Raw genomic sequence first — 17,076 nt, 5'->3', positions numbered from 1 at the left:
ATGGGAGTAGCTCATAGTTTTTCCTCGGGTTCTGTTTGTGTGGTTACTTACAGTTTACACCAATGAAACGCTATGAGATTTTTTGTTGAACTATATTTTACAATTTATCTTATAAGATTGCAGACCCACTTCTTTTCTATACCAATGTCTGTGGCAATGTCGAAAAAGAATATTTACGTGAAGAATTAGAATCACAGCTAAAAACCGAATTTATCAGTGCCCTCCAACCAGCTTTCGCTGCATTATCTGATTTAGAATTGCGGCCAAATCAAATCGTTAGCCACAATACAGAACTTGAAAATGCTATGAATGAAGCACTCTCTAGCAAATGGGGCGAGCTTCGTGGTTTGAAAGTCATTAGTGTAGCTCTTGGCTCAGTAACTCTTCCAGACGAAGATGCTGAAATGATTAAGCAGGCTCAACGTGTGGCTATTATGAAGGACCCAACCATGGCAGCGGCTACCTTAGTCGGTGCACAGGCAGATGCTATGAAAGCAGCGGCTGAAAATCCAGGCGGTGCGATGACTGGCTTTATGGGAGTAGGAATGGCAGCGGGCGCAGGCGGTATGAATGCTCAAAATCTTTTTGCGTTGGGACAAGAGCAGGCTGCTAGTCAGCAAACGCAAACAGCGAGTGCAACCTCTCAAACCCAACCTACTGCGGATAAATGGACTTGTCCAAATGGGCATGAAGCATCCGGCAAGTTCTGCCCAGAATGCGGTTCGCCAAAACCGGTTGACGACAGCTGGACTTGTACTTGCGGCGCTGTAAATAAAGGTAAATTCTGCTCAAATTGTGGAAAACCTAAGCCAGAACCCCAACGTCAATACCGTTGCAGCAATTGTGGCTGGCAACCAGAAGATGCTTATAATCCACCTAAATTCTGCCCTGAATGTGGTAATGTTTTTGATGAAAATGACCTTGTTTAAAACTTTTCTAACTATCTCATAGATCGATGACAGTAGAAAGGAGGTCATCATGGCTGATTTACAAGAATATAAATGTCCAAATTGTGGCGCTGATCTTGAATTTAATAGTTCAATCCAGAAAATGAAGTGTCCTTATTGTGATTCTGAATTGGATATGTCAAGTTTGAAGGAATTGGATGAACAATTAAAAACACAGACTGATGAAAATATGACCTGGAGTACGCAAGCAGGTGGTGAATGGGATACGGGCGAGATTGATCAGCTGTCAGTTTATGTCTGTAACTCTTGTGGTGGTGAAATTGTTGCCGACGAGTCAACAGCAGCCACTTCGTGTCCATTCTGCGATAATCCTGTCGTCATGATGGGACGCTTTGCTGTTGATTTTCAGACAGCTTATCTAGCAGGATACTTAGCAGATAAATACGATGTCAGCTCTGAGGATAGTATTTCGCATGCTAACCGTCGTGTGAAGCAAAGCACGGAGGATGCCTTTGAAGATACAGTTACTGGGTTTTCTACCGTTACCCCGGAATCTTCGAATATTCGCTTGATAAATGGTTCAACTAAGTATGTTCTCTATCCAGTTTGGCTCTTAAATACGACTTGGAAGGGCAAAAAATTTGTCTTTGCTATGAATGGTCAGACTGGTAAGTTTGTCGGTGACCTGCCATTAGACAAGCAAGCTTATAGACGTTGGCTAATCGGACTGGGCGTGGTGGCAAGTATAGTCAGTTATGCGGCTGTATGGCTGATCCACATACTGTAAGAAGGGAGGATGAGATTATGTTGAAGAAATTCATAACGTTACTGACAACTCTTCTTCTCTCCTTTCTCATGATTGGAACCGTCTGTGCAGAAGAAACCAGCTATATTCGTGATGAAGTCTCAGCCTTTTCAAGCAAGGAAATAACAGAAATTAACAAAACGGCTCAAACTATTGATGAAAAATATCATTTTAAGGTTTACTTTTTGGCAGCAAAATCAACAGGTGAAGATGGTATTTTAGCCTATGCTGAAAAGATTTATCAAGAATCGGCAGGTACAGCTGATGGGATTCTCCTTGCCGTTGATAAAGAAAAAGGCGAATGGATAGTGTATTATGCCGGAAACGCTAAAGAAAAGCTAGGTGCAAAGAGTGATGACATACTTTGGAAAGCTTTTGATAGCGGGGAAAACAACTATAGTGGTGTTCGGTATTATCTCAATAAGGTGGTCGAATTACTCAATGGATCGACCAATCCATTACTGGTAGATGAGGCTGACTTGCTGAAGCCAAAGCAAGAAAAAGCTCTGTTAGCAAAGCTCAAAGATATTAGCAAACGCCAAAAATGCGATGTCGTTGTCGTGACCGTTAAGAGCTTGGAAGGAAAGAGCGCCCAAGACTTCGCAGATGACTACTTCGACTACCATGGCTACGGTCAAGGAAAAAACCATGATGGGGTGCTTTTCTTAGTCAGTATGGCAGATCGAAAGTGGCATATTTCAACGACGGGCTATGGCATCACTGCTTTTACCGATGCTGGCTTAGACTACCTGTCAAAGCAGTTCTTACCTGATTTAAAAGATGGTGACTACAATGCTGCTTTTACAACCTATGCTGAGCAGTGTGATGATTTCCTCACTCAAGCACGAAAAGGACAGCCTTATGATGTAAAAAATCTCCCTAAGGAGCCTTTAAGTTGGTACTGGATTCCCGGAGCATTGGCTATCGGATTTGGACTCGCCTTTCTCATCGTAACAGGAATGAAAGGTCAGCTCAAATCTGTCTATCATCAAACTGGAGCCGTTGATTACATCAAGAAAAACAGCCTCCATATTACCAATGCTCAAGAATTCTTCCTCTACTCAAATGTAGATAAGAAAGCAAAACCAGAGCTTAGCAGCTCCAGTGATTCTGGGGGTAGTAGCACACATACATCCTCATCAGGCGAAAGCCACGGAGGCAGTGGTGGAAGTTTTTAGATGGATAATAGTGGAAGTTAAAAAAGGTCAGGATATTTATACTGGCCTTTTTATTACACTTTATTTTACAACGGGGCGAATTTTAAATTTTTCGTTTGAAAACTATCAATAATCATCCGAACGAGCGTTGGGTTTAAAACCGACTCAATCCATGTCAGCACGATAAACAGAAAGTAAATCGTCAGTAATTTTTTTGAAATAAATCGTTTCAGCATATCTGATAAGTCCTATATAAAATACAAATATTTAAAAACTCTCAAAAAGCTGTTTGAGAGTTTTTAAGAGCGCCGTAGCAGTTTTTTAATCAAACTGAGAATTTTAAATTTTAATGGCTGTGGATAATAGCGGAAGGTGCCCATTTTGCGAACGATGTAGCCATTGAAATTTTGCTTGAAACGGAGCACACCGTCTGAACCGTTGAAAATTCCTGTAATACCAAGAAAATTGTAAAAAGGAATATTTCGCTTAATAGCTTCTGTCATGACATATTCTTGAAGAAGCGCTGGGGCATAAAATTTGTTAAATTCAGGATAGGAACCACTAAAGAGGTAGGTCGCTTCTTGTGGTGTATAGAGGAAGAGGCTACCAGCAAGGACTTGGTCTTCTGTTCCATATTTATCTATCAATTCTTGTGCTTCGGCTTTGCGTGTTTCAAAACTATCAAATTGGCTAGAGAATTCACGCAGTTGATTGTGTTTTTTCTCTGACTGAGGATTTTTTTCTAAATCTGCTTTTAATTTTTGAATTTTTTGTTTGAGTTTCTCTTGATCATGTTGCAGATGTTGCAAATAATCTTGAAAATTGAGTGTTGCAATCATAAAGTCTGCTTGATTGCCAAAAGCATCATAGAAATCTTGGTAGTAATCTAAAGATTTGTCACTATATTCACGCCGCTCGGAGGTGGCAGAAGTGATTTCCTTGAAAATATTTAATTCGTCTCGTTTCAGCTTTTTTAATTGAATGCCGAAAGTATTGGCTTTTTTTACAGTCGATTTGCCATTTTTGCTGAAGGATTTGAGCAGATCTTTTTCGGTCAGTCTGGTCAAATCTTTGACATAGTGCCAATCAGGCTCGCCACCTGGATAACCTGTCTGCAAGCCATCAAATTCATAACCTAAGTCTGTCAATTCTTCTATCAATTCTGTTTTTTCTGGTGAAGTAGGCTGTCCATTGCTGTCAAATGTTTGATAAGTTTCATAAGGTTTGACAATTAGCTCTAAAGCACCATTTTCTTTGACGTAGGTCTTGAGTTCACGGTAAAAGTGTTGCAGGTCGTGAGGATTTGTTGAAACAGGACCGCAATTGATTTCCATGTGAAGTCCGCCTGTCATGGGCATACTGTAGAGCACAGCTGAAACGGTTAATTCACCGTGTTCATTTGTGTGACCAACATATTGGCAAGTAAAACCGCGTTTTGCTAAGAGCTTTTCCATTTCTACTGTTTGCATGAAAGAACGTTGAGCACAAGAAGCGCTATGGTTTACAAATTCTTCCTGACTAAGTCGTTTGAATGTCATACGATTCCTTTCTTAGTGTTTACTGCGGAATTTCTTTCTCAAAGTATAAGCAAGGTTAGAGAGATGATAGAGTGGATTGGTTGGCAAGTTAAACTCGCCGACAAATTCTTCAATAGTTGGATTGAACTTGGACTTAAAGTGATAAAGTCCGCCGTCTAGATTATTTTCAATACCGCCCATATTTTGCCAGTTTGCTCCACGATCAAAGGCGTGCTTGGCGGTTTCATACCAGGTGAGGAGGGCTGGCTGATAGCGACGGTATTCTTCATCCATTCCTGCATAGATATTTTCAGAGGTAGCTCCATATTCGAGAACCAAGGTTCCAGATAAAGGCACGGTTGTTGCACCTTGAGCAATTTTTCCTATCAAGAAATCTATTTCTTCTTGCAGCCGTTTTTGTTCTTGCTTATTGTTTTCAATTTTACCAGGCTTGGTTTTTTCAGTGAACTTGCCAGCTTCTTTTTCAGCCTTGGCTTTTTGAGTTTGAAGACTTTCCAGACGCTCGTTTAGGTCAATGCTTGCAAGTGTGATATAGGAATGCTCTGGGTAAGTATCCAGCAGTTTTTGATAGTAATCCTTACCCCGCAAATGAATGCTTTTCCGATTTTCTGTTTTTTTCATCAAAGCAGAGAAATCGTCCAAAAGCTCTGCGCCGCCAAACTGGACTTGAATGCCTTTGTTGCGTGCGGTGCGAATGGCTTGACGTGTGCTCTTCGATAAAAGTTCTTCGCTGAAATTTTCCTTATAAATATTTGCTTGAAAACGCGGCTGAATCGTTTCGTCTAATGATTCTGTCCGCCCTACCCAAATAGCACCCGCTTTCTGGAGATTTTGAATCAAGTCAAGCGTTTCCTGCTGTTCTTTTCTGTCTTCTCCGATTTGGGCTTGCACGAGGAAAAGACTCGGATCAAACTTGATAAAAAGAGCTTTTTTAGTTTTAGCGAATTTTTTCAAGGAAGTCAGGATAAATTGCAGTAATTCCTGATTTTGATAATCCATAATAGGACCGCGAGGAATATAAAGCATGGTCATGCCGAGCGGCAAAGGCTTGATGAGAATGCTGGCTGAGGCCACTAATTGGTCATTTTTGTAAAAACCAATTCGTTCATTGTCCCAATTATCTTTGACCTTTGCCCAAGAAGCGCTTTGAAGCAAATTGGTTTGAGAACTTTTCTTAACAAAATCATCGTGTTCTTGAGCAGATATTCCGATTTTATAAGTGTACATTAGTTTAAAACCCACTCTCTAATAGCGTATGCAACACCGGATTCGTCGTTTGATTTGGTGATATATTTGGCGATTTTCTTCAATTCATCAGTTCCATTTTCCATTACAACAGGATTTCCCACGACTTCTAGCATTGCACGGTCGTTTTCTTCGTCCCCGATGGCCATAGTCTCCTCTTTTGTCAATCCTAATTTTTCCGCTAGATGCACGACTGCAGCACCTTTGTTGACAGTTTTTTTGACAATTTCTAAGTAAAAAGGTGCAGATTTTACGAGTGTATACTTATCGTACAATTCTTTTGGAAGTTTGGCGATTGCTTGATCCAAAATTTCTGGTTCATCAATATACATGATTTTGACGATTTCTTTATCTACCATTTCTTCTGGAGTGCGGTAGTAGACTGGCATATTAACCAATCCAGCTTCGTAAACGGTATATTTTCCAATGTTACGGTTAGCAGTATAAATACCATCTTTAGTGATAGCGTGCATGTGAACCCCTAGCTTATGGCTGAGGCATTCGATATCCAGATAATTTTCATAGGACAAAGGTTCTTTGATATATTCCTCCCCTGTGACTGTATCTTGAACCAGCCCGCCATTGAAGGTAATGACATAATTACCTGGCTCATTTAGATGTAATTCTTCGAGCAACTTTCTCACTCCTGGAATGGGGCGTCCGGTTGCAATGACAATCTTTACTCCAGTAGCTTTGGCATCTTGTACAGCAGCAAAAACTTCTGGTGTGACTTCTCTTTTGGTGTTTAATAAGGTTCCGTCAATATCAACGGCAACTAGTTTAATACTCATGTTCGTGTGCTTCTCCATATATAAATTGGTCGTTTTTGATGTACGACAAGAAAGTTTTACTATTTTCGCTAAAAAGTCCAGCTTCTTTCAGCATCTCTTTTGGGAAATAGAAACGATTGTCTCCATGTCTTGTGCCTGCTAACGATTCAACAATGGGCGACAAAGTGGATAATTCAGCGAGACTGCTATCTTTTTGAATGATTTCAATCTGGGTTCTGGGCTTTTCGACATCTGGACGGTAAAAATCATAAGGTAAGTCAAAATTACGATGAATGGCAGTGTAGTAATCAGGGTCAAAGCCAACTTCTGCAACTAAACTCCGCATGACATCCAGGTATTTCTCATTTTCCTTTGAAAAAATAATGGATTTAAAGACTTTGCGGTTGATGAAACGCTGTGCTAAATCAGATAAAATCGTATCAGGACTGCTCATCCAAACTTGGAAATAAGTGTTCATCACACCATCATCAAGTGCTAAATAATCTTTCAAGGTTACTCGCTTTTCAAAGAAAGGAATGAGATTGGGAGAGGAGAGTGCAAAATAGTCTTTCTGCTTTTCGTAGAGAAATTTTGCCCGCTTGAGCAAATTCTGTAACAGCACCTCCATAGCACGACTGGCAGGATGAAAATAAACCTGCATATACATCTGGTAGCGACTGACGACATAATCTTCCACAGCATGCATGCCGTTGCGTTTGAAAGCAATGCCATTTTCAACAGGACAGATAACGCGCAAAATCCGTGTCAAATCAAATTGTCCATAAGAAGCACCTGTGTAGTAGGAGTCTCGCAAGAGATAGTCCATGCGGTCGACATCAATCTGACTGGAGATGAGTTGCACCACCTGTTTGTTTGGATAGGTGTGATGGATAACGCTGGCTACTTTTTCCGGAAAATCAGGCGAAACTTGAACCAGCACTTGGTTAATCTCTGTTTCAGGATTCGTGATAATCTGGCGTGTAATTTCCTCGTGGTCGGTATCAAAGAGACGCTCAAAAGTATGCGAATAAGCGCCGTGACCGACATCGTGCAAGAGGGCTGTTGCCATGACTAAGAGACTTTCGTGTCGATCCCAAACCTCTGGATATTTTTCGTCAAATATCTTTGTGATCCGCCGTGAAATCTCATAAGCTCCAAGGCAATGCGAAAAACGGCTGTGCTCGCCTCCGTGAAAGGTATAGCCGGAAGTTCCTAACTGTTTAATGCGGCGCAGTCGTTGAAATTCTTTCGTGTTTATTAAATCATAGATGACTTGGTGATCCACATGAATGTAATTGTGTACAGGATCACGAAATACTTTTTCAATCATGGCTCTATTATACCATAAACAAAAGAAGACCACACTGAAAAAATTAAAGGAAAGAAAGGAAGAAATCTTTGAGATTTTCTGATAAAATAGAAAAAGAAAATCAGTAGATGAGGAGCTTGTAGTGTGAAGATTAGAATCAAGAATCAGATTCAGTTTGATGAGCAAGTGGAACAAATCGATCAAATCTATGACGGTGAGTGGCAACAAAAAGGCGCTTATCATTACTTGCGTTTTGAAAACGAAGAGAGTGAAAATGTTGTTTTGAAGTTTCATGATGAAGAACTAGTCATGACACGCTTCTCTACTCCTAAATCTTTGATGCGATTTATCAAAGGAGGAGAAGCTTTGATTGGCATTCCCACACCAGTCGGCATGCAGCAATTTATCACGAAAACAAGCCATTACCAAGTTGATTTGAAAAAGCAGATAATTAAACTTCATTATCAATTGAGAACGCCTGACGGCGAGCGAACTTTTGCGGACTATCAAATGAAAATTTCGTGGAGATAGAAAGATATGAAAAGAATCCGTCCTAGTTTAGTGATAGCAGCTATTTTCATTATCAGCAGATTTATTTGGTTTTTTCTGACGAGACTTAATATATTCTTTGATCTAGCAGGGACAATCGTCATAGCGGTTATTTTATTTATTGTGTCTTGCTATCTGTTCGGTAAAATAGATAGAAATTGAACTTTTTTTGCTTGAAAAAATTGAAGAATTTGATATAATAAAAACACTCAAGGGAGTAGCTAGCGGGATATCCGTTACAAGGTCGTCAATACGAAAGCAATTTCCGGCCTTGTATGAAACAGCGAGACTTGTTGCAATAAACAGGTCTCTTTTTGTTTGTCAAAAAGAGACCAAAGGAGGAAATAGTTTGTCAAAAGAACAAAAACGCCAAGCGTTTTATACGCAAGGTTCGGAGGAAGTTTTAAAGGATTTGGAAACTTCTGAGCAAGGTTTATCAAGCAATGAAGCCGCTAAACGTTTAGGTGAATATGGGCGTAATGAACTGGATGAGGGAGAGAAAAAATCTCTTCTGATGAAATTTATTGAGCAATTTAAGGATTTAATGATTCTTATTTTGCTGATTGCGGCTATTCTTTCGGTTGTGACTTCAGGTGGTGAAGATATTGCGGATTCCATTATTATTTTAGCTGTTGTCATCATTAACGCTATTTTTGGAGTTTACCAAGAAGGAAAGGCAGAAGAAGCGATTGAAGCGCTCAAATCTATGTCTAGTCCTGCTGCGCGTGTGCTGCGTGACGGGCATGTGACGGAAGTAGACTCAAAAGAGCTAGTTCCTGGCGATATCGTTATGCTGGAAGCAGGTGATGTGGTGCCTGCTGACATGCGTCTTTTAGAGGCAAATTCTTTAAAAATTGAAGAAGCGGCTCTGACTGGCGAATCCGTTCCAGTTGAAAAACATCTGACTGTTGATGTAGCTGCTGATGCAGGTATTGGCGACCGTATCAATATGGCTTTCCAAAATTCAAACGTTACGTATGGACGTGGAATGGGTGTCGTTGTCAATACAGGTATGTTTACAGAAGTCGGTCATATTGCTGGTATGCTCCAAAATGCTGATGAAACAGATACCCCACTCAAGCAAAATCTAAATGGTCTTTCAAAAGTCCTGACCTATGCGATTTTAATCATTGCAGCAATCACCTTTGTGGTCGGTGTATTTATTCAAGGAAAAGACCCACTGGGCGAATTGATGACATCAGTCGCACTTGCTGTAGCAGCGATTCCAGAAGGACTTCCTGCTATTGTGACCATTGTCTTGGCACTCGGTACACAAGTTTTGGCGAAGAGAAATTCCATTGTTAGAAAGCTTCCTGCAGTTGAGACGCTTGGCTCGACTGAAATTATTGCTTCTGATAAGACCGGTACCTTGACCATGAACAAGATGACGGTTGAAAAAGTCTTTTATGACGGCAGTTTGCATGAAGCAAAACAAGATATTGACCTTGAACTCGACTTGCCGTTGCTACGTTCCGTTGTACTTGCTAACGATACTAAAATTGACCAAGACGGGAAACTCATTGGTGACCCAACAGAAACAGCCTTTGTTCAGTATGCACTTGATAAAGGGTATGATGTTAAAGCTTTCTTAGAGAAATATCCTCGTGTGGCAGAATTGCCATTTGATTCTGATCGTAAGCTCATGTCAACCATTCATCCTTTGCCAGACGGTAAATTTTTGGTGGCTGTAAAAGGTGCGCCAGATCAACTCTTAAAACGTTGTGTGGCTCGTGACAAGGCAGGCGATATTGCACCGATTGATGAGGCAACGACCCAGTTAATCAAGGATAATAACTCAGGTATGGCTCATCAGGCTCTGCGTGTGTTAGCTGGTGCCTACAAAATTATTGATGAAATTCCAGAAAACTTAACGTCTGAAAATCTTGAAAATGATTTAATTTTCACAGGTATGATTGGAATGATTGACCCTGAGCGACCAGAAGCTGCTGAAGCTGTTCGAGTGGCGAAAGAAGCAGGTATTCGTCCAATTATGATTACAGGTGACCACCAAGACACAGCGGAAGCGATTGCTAAGCGTCTAGGTATTATCAATGATGATAGTAAAGACCATGTCATGACTGGTGCTGAGCTTAACGAATTATCAGACGAAGAGTTTGAAAAAGTTGTTGGTCAATATTCTGTCTATGCGCGTGTATCTCCTGAGCATAAGGTGCGGATTGTCAAAGCTTGGCAACATCAGGGTAAGGTTGTTGCTATGACAGGTGATGGTGTGAATGATGCACCAGCCTTGAAGACAGCCGACATCGGTATCGGAATGGGAATTACAGGTACAGAAGTGTCAAAAGGTGCTTCTGATATGATTTTGGCTGATGATAACTTTGCAACGATTATCGTGGCTGTTGAGGAAGGACGTAAAGTCTTCTCTAACATTCAGAAGACCATTCAATATTTACTTTCAGCCAATACAGCAGAAGTCTTGACCATTTTCTTAGCAACTCTTTTTGGCTGGGATGTACTGCAGCCAGTTCATCTGCTTTGGATTAACTTAGTGACAGATACTTTCCCTGCCATTGCTCTGGGGGTTGAACCTGCTGAGCCGGGTGTGATGACTCATAAACCACGTGGTCGCAAGTCTAGCTTTTTCTCAGGTGGTGTCATGAGTTCGATTATTTATCAAGGCTTCTTGCAAGGTGCTTTGGTACTTGGTGTTTATGCTTATGCTTTGATGAATCCAGTTCATGTTGGTGACATGAGAGCCATTCACGCAGATGCATTGACCATGTCCTTTGCAACGCTTGGACTAATCCAGCTTTTCCATGCTTTTAATGTAAAATCTGTTTATCAATCACTTCTAACAGTTGGACCATTCAAGTCTAAAACTTTCAACTGGTCTATCTTGGTCTCCTTTATCTTGTTGGCTTCTACCATTTTGGTTGAGCCACTAGAAGGAATTTTCCATGTAACAAAACTGGATCTTTCACAGTGGACAGCAGTTCTCATTGGAAGTTTCTCCATGATTATCATTGTAGAAATTGTCAAATTTATTCAACGTAAATTAGGCATGGATAAAAATGCCATTTAAGACAGAAAAGTCATCTTCGGATGACTTTTTCTAGTAATCTAAAATATAATTGAAAAGGAAAGTTATGGAAAAAATACTAAAAGAAAAATTGGCAAAGAATGCGCCGATTTATCAACAAGATGAAATCAGATGGATGTTAGATCATATCGGTCATCCTGATTATAAAATACGAGATGAGTTAATTTTTGTTTCTCTAGGCAGAGCCGTACAAGAACAACTATTTACAAAGGACCAGTTTGATTTTGTAGTGGTTGAAGCTCTTAAACGACAGGAGCTTTTGTATAAAAAAGAAGAAGTTGGTCAAGCTACTCTGACTCGATCTTTTACGGCTTTATTATTAGCTAATTTGCTAAATGCGGATGCTAAGAAAAATTCACTTTATTTTAAAAGACTTTCTAGTCAGCAAAGAATGACTCTATTTGAACAAGGGATGTCTTATTTGCTGTATGAAAATGATAGGACTGGTTATTCTGAAGAATATGGTTGGGTGCATGCCTTTGCTCATGGTGCAGATCTTTTAGTTGAGATTATTTGTCACCCAGATTTTCCTATAACACGAGTAAATGAAGTTCTACAAGTATTAGAAAAGATTTTTAAAAGAGTGAATTGGCGTTTTATCAGTGATGAGGACTGGCGTTTGGCACGAGTCATCTGTCAGGCTGTTTTAAATGATAGACTCTCACAAACCAGAGTTGTAGCTTGGTTAACTTCACTTGACTTTCCACTAGAAAACTCAACAGACTTTTTGCAATTTTCTAATGCTCGTTCGTGCTTGTTAGAAGTTTATCTTCAGTTAGACAAAGAAAAAGCTCTCTCAGACGAGCTAAGAGAAGCTATTCAGTTGTTTTCGTACTAAATATCAAAAATGATAAGGGCATCTTCTAGTTCTTTTCGGAGGTGCTTTTTCTTATATGATTGGAAAAGAGATAAGTCTTTTACTGCATTATAGCGTTTGTGGAGACGGTACATTTGAGGTTATTGAGGATAATCTTCAAAAAATTGCTGAGTCAACTGCCATTCGCGGATGTAACCGAGAGGTCTTGTATGATAGCAGACACCGTCAATCATTCGAGCGGAGTGGCGGTGGTGAAGATGACCAAAGATAACATCTTTCACACCATATTTGACAAAGAGATTATGAAAGGCTTGACTGCCCAGAAAAGCATTAAAGCGCTGAAAATAAGGGTGATTGTAAAGAAAATCTTTGTGAGGAACAAAGTGCATAGCTAGGATAATAGGGCCATTCAGAGAAGCTAAAATTTTTTCAAGTTGTTCCAAGCTATGCTGCGTAAGCGCAGGATCATCTGTGTCGCGGTTCAATCGCCTATCAAACCAGAAAAATTGCTTGGTCCGTTTGTGTTCTTCAAGTGTTTTTTCAGGAACAAATCCATAGTCATACCAGCCTGTTAGGCTAATTAACTGAGTCTGCCCAAATGATTGTATGTTGAAATCGTACTGTTGAATGTCGTCTTCTGTCATTCCTAGCATATCATGATTGCCTAAATTGTAAGAAACGGAGAAGGATTTTTTGAGCTTTTGTAAAAAAGGCAAACTAATGTGCTCAAAATCATTAGACAGATCCCCTGCGAAATGAATATGATCAACCTTTCTTGCTGCTAATAGTTCCATTAAAATAGTGATTTCTTCATTAGTAAATTGGTTTGAATCTAAATGAAGATCGCTCATAAATGCTAAATTTGTCATGTTTCTAGTGTAGCATATTTGAGGTAAAATGAAAGAAATAAATTTTTCGTCAAAAATCATGGGGATTTTAAGTTTTTTAGTGTAAAATGGAGGTAAAGAGGAGGATAAAAGATGATTAAATTGGTGGCATTTGATATGGATGGTACATTTCTGCGCTCAGACAATACCTATGATGTGGAGCACTTCGAGAAAATTTATCGAACCTTGCAAGATAAAGATATTAAAGTGGTCGTCATTTCAGGCAATCAATATGCCCAGCTGGTTTCGTTTTTTCCGGAACATCAGTCTGAATTGATAATTGTTTCAGAAAATGGAGCACTAATTTTTGAAGGAGAGAAGCTATTACGAGAAGAAAAAATCGCTAGAATAGAGATTGAAAAAGTTTTAGATGTGCTTGTGTCAGAAGGATTAGAAAATGGGACAACTCTTTATAGACTTCATTTTGCTTATTTGCTTCAGTCAGCACCCAAACAGTACAAAGAAGAAATTACAATTTATTACCATGCTTTGAAGGAAATTTCTAATTTTCAGGATTTGCCAGAAGATGATTTTGTCAAATTAGCCTTATTGGTGCCAGAAGAAAAAACAAACCAACTCCTTGAAAAGTTGAATCAAGCTACTGGTCAACTTGTTCAGGCAGTTTCAAGCGGACATGGTTCAATTGATATTATCCAAAGAGGAGTTCATAAAGGCTCTGCTCTTGAATTCCTTAGTCAGCATTTTGGCATTGCGCCGCAGGAGATGATGGCTTTTGGAGACGGTGGAAATGACCTAGAAATGCTAGCTTATGTAGGACACAGCTATGCGATGAAAAACGGCTCTGAAATAGTAAAGAGAGCAGCAAAGTATCAAGCACCAAGCAATCAAGAATCAGGTGTTTTAGCAGTCCTTGAACAAGAGATTGCAAAATAACTCATTACATACATATCGTTTTGGTATATCTATCCCCTTAATATTTTTCTTCAGACAGCAACTTATCTAACAATCGTGTAACAAAGAACGAAATTTCTTGATAAGGACTTAGAAATTTTATACAATAACTATTATTGGATTTTGTCAGAAATTAGGAAAAAATACTGATTTGTGATATAATAAAATGATATGTGAAAAGAGGTAAGTATGGATATTTCAGAAATTCGTCAAAAAATTGACGCAAATCGTGAAAAATTAGCTTCTTTCAGGGGGTCTCTTTGACTTAGACGGTCTGGAAGAAGAAATTGCTATCTTGGAAAACAAGATGACAGAGCCTGATTTTTGGGACGATAATATTGCGGCACAAAAGATATCTCAGGAGTTAAACGAACTCAAACAAACCTATAATAATTTTCAGCAAATGACTGATTTATTTGATGAACTGGAAATTTTGCTGGATTTCTTGGCTGAAGATACATCTGTGCAAGAAGAACTAGAAGAAAAGCTAGTTGAACTGGACAAGATGATGGCAAGTTATGAGATGACGTTGCTTTTATCAGAACTTTATGATAACAACAATGCTATCCTTGAAATTCACCCAGGTTCAGGAGGAACAGAGGCTCAGGACTGGGGAGACATGTTGCTTCGTATGTATACACGCTTTGGCAACGCTCATGGTTTCAAGGTCGAAGTATTGGACTATCAAGCGGGAGATGAAGCGGGAATTAAGTCTGTTACCTTGTCTTTTGAAGGTCCTCATGCTTATGGTTTATTGAAGTCTGAAATGGGGGTTCATCGATTAGTGCGGATTTCTCCGTTTGATTCAGCTAAGCGTCGACATACCTCCTTTACGTCAGTAGAAGTCATGCCAGAGCTGGATGATACGATTGAAATTGAAGTTCGAGATGAAGACATCAAGATGGATACTTTTCGTTCAGGCGGTGCTGGCGGACAAAATGTCAACAAAGTTTCGACAGGGGTGCGTTTGACGCACATACCGACAGGAATTGTGACACAATCGACAGTTGACCGTACACAATATGGAAACCGTGATCGGGCAATGAAGTTGCTTCAAGCTAAGCTCTACCAAATGGAGCAAGAAAAGAAAGCGGCAGAGGTAGACTCGCTCAAAGGAGATAAAAAAGAAATCTCTTGGGGAAGTCAAATCCGCTCCTATGTTTTTACACCGTACACTATGGTTAAGGATCATCGAACTAGTTATGAAGTAGCTCAAGTTGATAAAGTCATGGATGGTGATTTAGATGGGTTCATTGATGCCTATTTGAAATGGCGGTTAAACTAACAATAAGAGTTGAATCACAGAAAATGTCATTTTAACAGCTTGAGTATTTAAGGAAAGGACTCTTTACAATATATGTCAATTATTGAAATGAGAGATGTTGTCAAAAAATATGACAACGGGACTACTGCTTTACGCGGAGTGTCTATTGAAGTAGAGCCAGGAGAGTTCACCTACATTGTAGGACCTTCTGGGGCAGGGAAATCAACGTTTATTCGTTTATTATATCGAGAAGTGAAACTTGATAAAGGTAGCTTACAAGTTGCTGGATTTAATCTTGCTAAGATTAAAAAACGTGATATTCCAATGTTGCGTCGTAATGTTGGCGTCGTTTTCCAAGACTATAAATTGCTACCTAAAAAGACGGTCTATGAAAATATCGCTTACGCCATGGAAGTTATCGGTGAACGCCGTCGGAATATTAAAAAGCGCGTTATGGAAGTGCTGGATTTGGTTGGTTTGAAACATAAAGTTCGCTCTTTTCCAAATGAGCTATCAGGTGGTGAGCAACAACGGATTGCAATTGCACGTGCTATTGTTAATAATCCAAAAGTACTCATCGCAGATGAACCGACAGGGAATTTGGATCCAGATAATTCGTGGGAAATCATGAATCTTCTGGAACGCATCAATCTGCAAGGAACAACTGTTTTGATGGCCACTCATAATAGCCAAATTGTAAATACTTTGCGTCACCGCGTTATTGCCATCGAAAATGGTCGTGTGGTGCGTGATGAAGCAAAAGGAGAATACGGATACGATGAATAGTAGATTTTTTAGTCACCTGCTAGAATCGCTTAAAAGTTTAAAGCGAAATGGTTGGATGACAGTTGCTGCAGTCAGCTCCGTGATGATTACGCTAGGATTAGTCGCAATCTTTGTGTCAGTCATTTTAAATACAGCGAAGCTAGCAACAGATATTGAAAATAATGTGCGGGTCATGGTCTATATGCGCTCAGATACGGCAGATAATGAAGAGACGATCACAAAAGAAGGTCAAACAGTCAAAAATGAGGACTATCATAAGGTTTATGATGCACTTAATAAAATGTCCAATGTCAAATCTGTCACATTTTCTAGCAAAGAAGAACAATTGAAAAAATTGACGGAAGTTATGGGAAAAGATTGGAAGCTCTTTGAAGGAGATGCCAATCCTTTGCATGATGCCTATATTGTGGATACGACAGAACCGAGGTACGTCACATCTGTCGCAAATAATGCGAAGAAGATTGAAGGTGTTTCTGAAGTTGAAGACGGTGGTGCCAATACAAAACGTATCTTTGCTCTGGCGGAGTTTATCCGTACATGGGGAACTGTTGGAGTACTTCTCTTAGTCTTTATCGCTGTTTTCTTAATTTCAAATACCATTCGGATTACGATTATTTCACGCAGCCGGGAAATTCAAATCATGCGTCTGGTGGGAGCGAAAAATAGTTATATTCGAGGACCATTCTTATTAGAAGGAGCCTGGATTGGATTGCTCGGAGCGATTATTCCGGCTGGATTAGTTTATTTTGTTTATGAAGTCGCTTATAAATCCTTCAATCCATCACTTGCCAGTCAGAATCTCTCAATGATTGTACCGCAAACCTTTATTCCAATAATGATTGCCTTCCTCTTCGTCGTAGGCATCATTATTGGCTCGTTTGGATCAGTTCTTTCCATGAGACGATTCTTGAGGATTTAGTAGAAAACAATAAAAAAGCCTGTTTAGGGCTTTTTTTATTGATAAATTGTAAAATATAGTTCAACAAAAAAACTCATAGCGTTTCATTGGTGTAAACTGTAAGTAACCACACAAACAGAACCCGAGGAAAAACTATGAGCTACTCCCAT

General features: G+C 39.6%; 14 protein-coding genes and 2 pseudogenes. 10 read left to right on the top strand and 6 right to left on the bottom strand.

The annotated features are described in order from the left end of the window. Window positions 1–107: 107 nt before the first annotated feature. The 3 genes and pseudogenes from FQ204_RS03055 to FQ204_RS03045 form a co-directional block, all read left to right on the top strand. A pseudogene (locus FQ204_RS03055) lies at window positions 108–929 on the top strand (SPFH domain-containing protein); the annotation flags it as partial. 49 nt (window positions 930–978) lie between these two features. Further along, complete coding sequence (locus FQ204_RS03050; RefSeq protein WP_144208478.1) at window positions 979–1,695, top strand: hypothetical protein; 717 nt, start codon at window positions 979–981, stop codon at window positions 1,693–1,695. A 17-nt stretch (window positions 1,696–1,712) separates the two neighbouring features. Further along, a complete protein-coding gene (locus tag FQ204_RS03045; RefSeq protein ID WP_144208475.1) occupies window positions 1,713–2,891 on the top strand; it encodes a TPM domain-containing protein in 1,179 nt (392 codons plus the stop codon). Window positions 2,892–2,956: 65 nt separating this feature from the next. Here the strand turns inward: FQ204_RS03045 and FQ204_RS03040 are convergent, their stop codons facing one another. From FQ204_RS03040 to FQ204_RS03020, 5 genes are all read right to left on the bottom strand, one after another. Beyond that, the gene (locus tag FQ204_RS03040; RefSeq protein ID WP_260843545.1) at window positions 2,957–3,106 is read right to left on the bottom strand and encodes a hypothetical protein; all 150 of its coding nucleotides are present in this window, start codon (window positions 3,104–3,106) and stop codon (window positions 2,957–2,959) included. Window positions 3,107–3,169: 63 nt separating this feature from the next. Then, a complete protein-coding gene (locus FQ204_RS03035) occupies window positions 3,170–4,408 on the bottom strand; it encodes an aminoacyltransferase (protein WP_144208472.1) in 1,239 nt (412 codons plus the stop codon). A 12-nt stretch (window positions 4,409–4,420) separates the two neighbouring features. Then, window positions 4,421–5,635, bottom strand: coding sequence for an aminoacyltransferase (locus FQ204_RS03030; RefSeq protein ID WP_144208469.1), 1,215 nt, complete (start codon window positions 5,633–5,635; stop codon window positions 4,421–4,423). Beyond that, entirely contained in the window at window positions 5,635–6,444 is an 810-nt protein-coding gene (yidA, locus tag FQ204_RS03025) for a sugar-phosphatase (RefSeq protein WP_144208466.1), read from the bottom strand. Before yidA ends, FQ204_RS03030 begins: the two co-directional genes overlap by 1 nt. Beyond that, the gene (locus FQ204_RS03020; RefSeq protein ID WP_144208463.1) at window positions 6,434–7,753 is read right to left on the bottom strand and encodes an HD domain-containing protein; all 1,320 of its coding nucleotides are present in this window, start codon (window positions 7,751–7,753) and stop codon (window positions 6,434–6,436) included. The genes yidA and FQ204_RS03020 overlap by 11 nt, the downstream gene beginning before the upstream one ends. A 123-nt stretch (window positions 7,754–7,876) precedes the next feature. Here FQ204_RS03020 and FQ204_RS03015 point away from each other — a divergent pair, with 123 nt between their 5' ends. The 3 genes from FQ204_RS03015 to FQ204_RS03005 all read left to right on the top strand — a co-directional run bounded on the left by FQ204_RS03015 (window position 7,877) and on the right by FQ204_RS03005 (window position 12,180). Next, a complete protein-coding gene (locus tag FQ204_RS03015) occupies window positions 7,877–8,263 on the top strand; it encodes a DUF1934 domain-containing protein (RefSeq protein WP_144208460.1) in 387 nt (128 codons plus the stop codon). A gap of 367 nt (window positions 8,264–8,630) precedes the next feature. Then, window positions 8,631–11,324: a cation-translocating P-type ATPase gene (locus FQ204_RS03010; protein WP_186286685.1), complete on the top strand. Its 2,694-nt coding sequence runs from the start codon at window positions 8,631–8,633 to the stop codon at window positions 11,322–11,324. Between the two features lie 64 nt (window positions 11,325–11,388). Continuing rightward, the gene (locus FQ204_RS03005; RefSeq protein WP_144208457.1) at window positions 11,389–12,180 is read left to right on the top strand and encodes a DUF2785 domain-containing protein; all 792 of its coding nucleotides are present in this window, start codon (window positions 11,389–11,391) and stop codon (window positions 12,178–12,180) included. Here FQ204_RS03005 and FQ204_RS03000 read toward each other — a convergent pair. Continuing rightward, window positions 12,177–13,028 (bottom strand): annotated as a pseudogene (locus FQ204_RS03000) (metallophosphoesterase). The gene FQ204_RS03005 and the pseudogene FQ204_RS03000 sit on opposite strands and share 4 nt — an antisense overlap. Window positions 13,029–13,139: 111 nt before the next feature. On the opposite strand from FQ204_RS03000, the gene FQ204_RS02995 reads away from it, so the two are divergent. From FQ204_RS02995 to ftsX, 4 genes are all read left to right on the top strand, one after another. Continuing rightward, window positions 13,140–13,940, top strand: a complete 801-nt coding sequence (locus tag FQ204_RS02995) for a Cof-type HAD-IIB family hydrolase (protein WP_144208454.1) — start codon at window positions 13,140–13,142, stop codon at window positions 13,938–13,940. Window positions 13,941–14,147: 207 nt separating this feature from the next. Beyond that, a protein-coding gene (gene prfB, locus FQ204_RS02990) for a peptide chain release factor 2 (protein ID WP_144208452.1) occupies window positions 14,148–15,243 on the top strand; the annotation gives its coding sequence in 2 pieces (ribosomal slippage) (window positions 14,148–14,219 and window positions 14,221–15,243; 1,095 coding nt in all). Window positions 15,244–15,315: 72 nt separating this feature from the next. Beyond that, complete coding sequence (ftsE, locus tag FQ204_RS02985; protein ID WP_144208449.1) at window positions 15,316–16,008, top strand: cell division ATP-binding protein FtsE; 693 nt, start codon at window positions 15,316–15,318, stop codon at window positions 16,006–16,008. Beyond that, window positions 16,001–16,927: a permease-like cell division protein FtsX gene (gene ftsX / locus FQ204_RS02980; RefSeq protein WP_144208446.1), complete on the top strand. Its 927-nt coding sequence runs from the start codon at window positions 16,001–16,003 to the stop codon at window positions 16,925–16,927. Before ftsE ends, ftsX begins: the two co-directional genes overlap by 8 nt. Window positions 16,928–17,076 lie beyond the last annotated feature (149 nt).

The organism is Streptococcus constellatus (assembly GCF_902167705.1).
In the GTDB taxonomy this organism is placed as follows: Bacteria; Bacillota; Bacilli; order Lactobacillales; family Streptococcaceae; genus Streptococcus; species Streptococcus constellatus_A.
The sequence above is the reverse complement of the archived record's forward strand: the minus strand, read 5'-3'. Positions and strand labels throughout refer to the sequence as shown.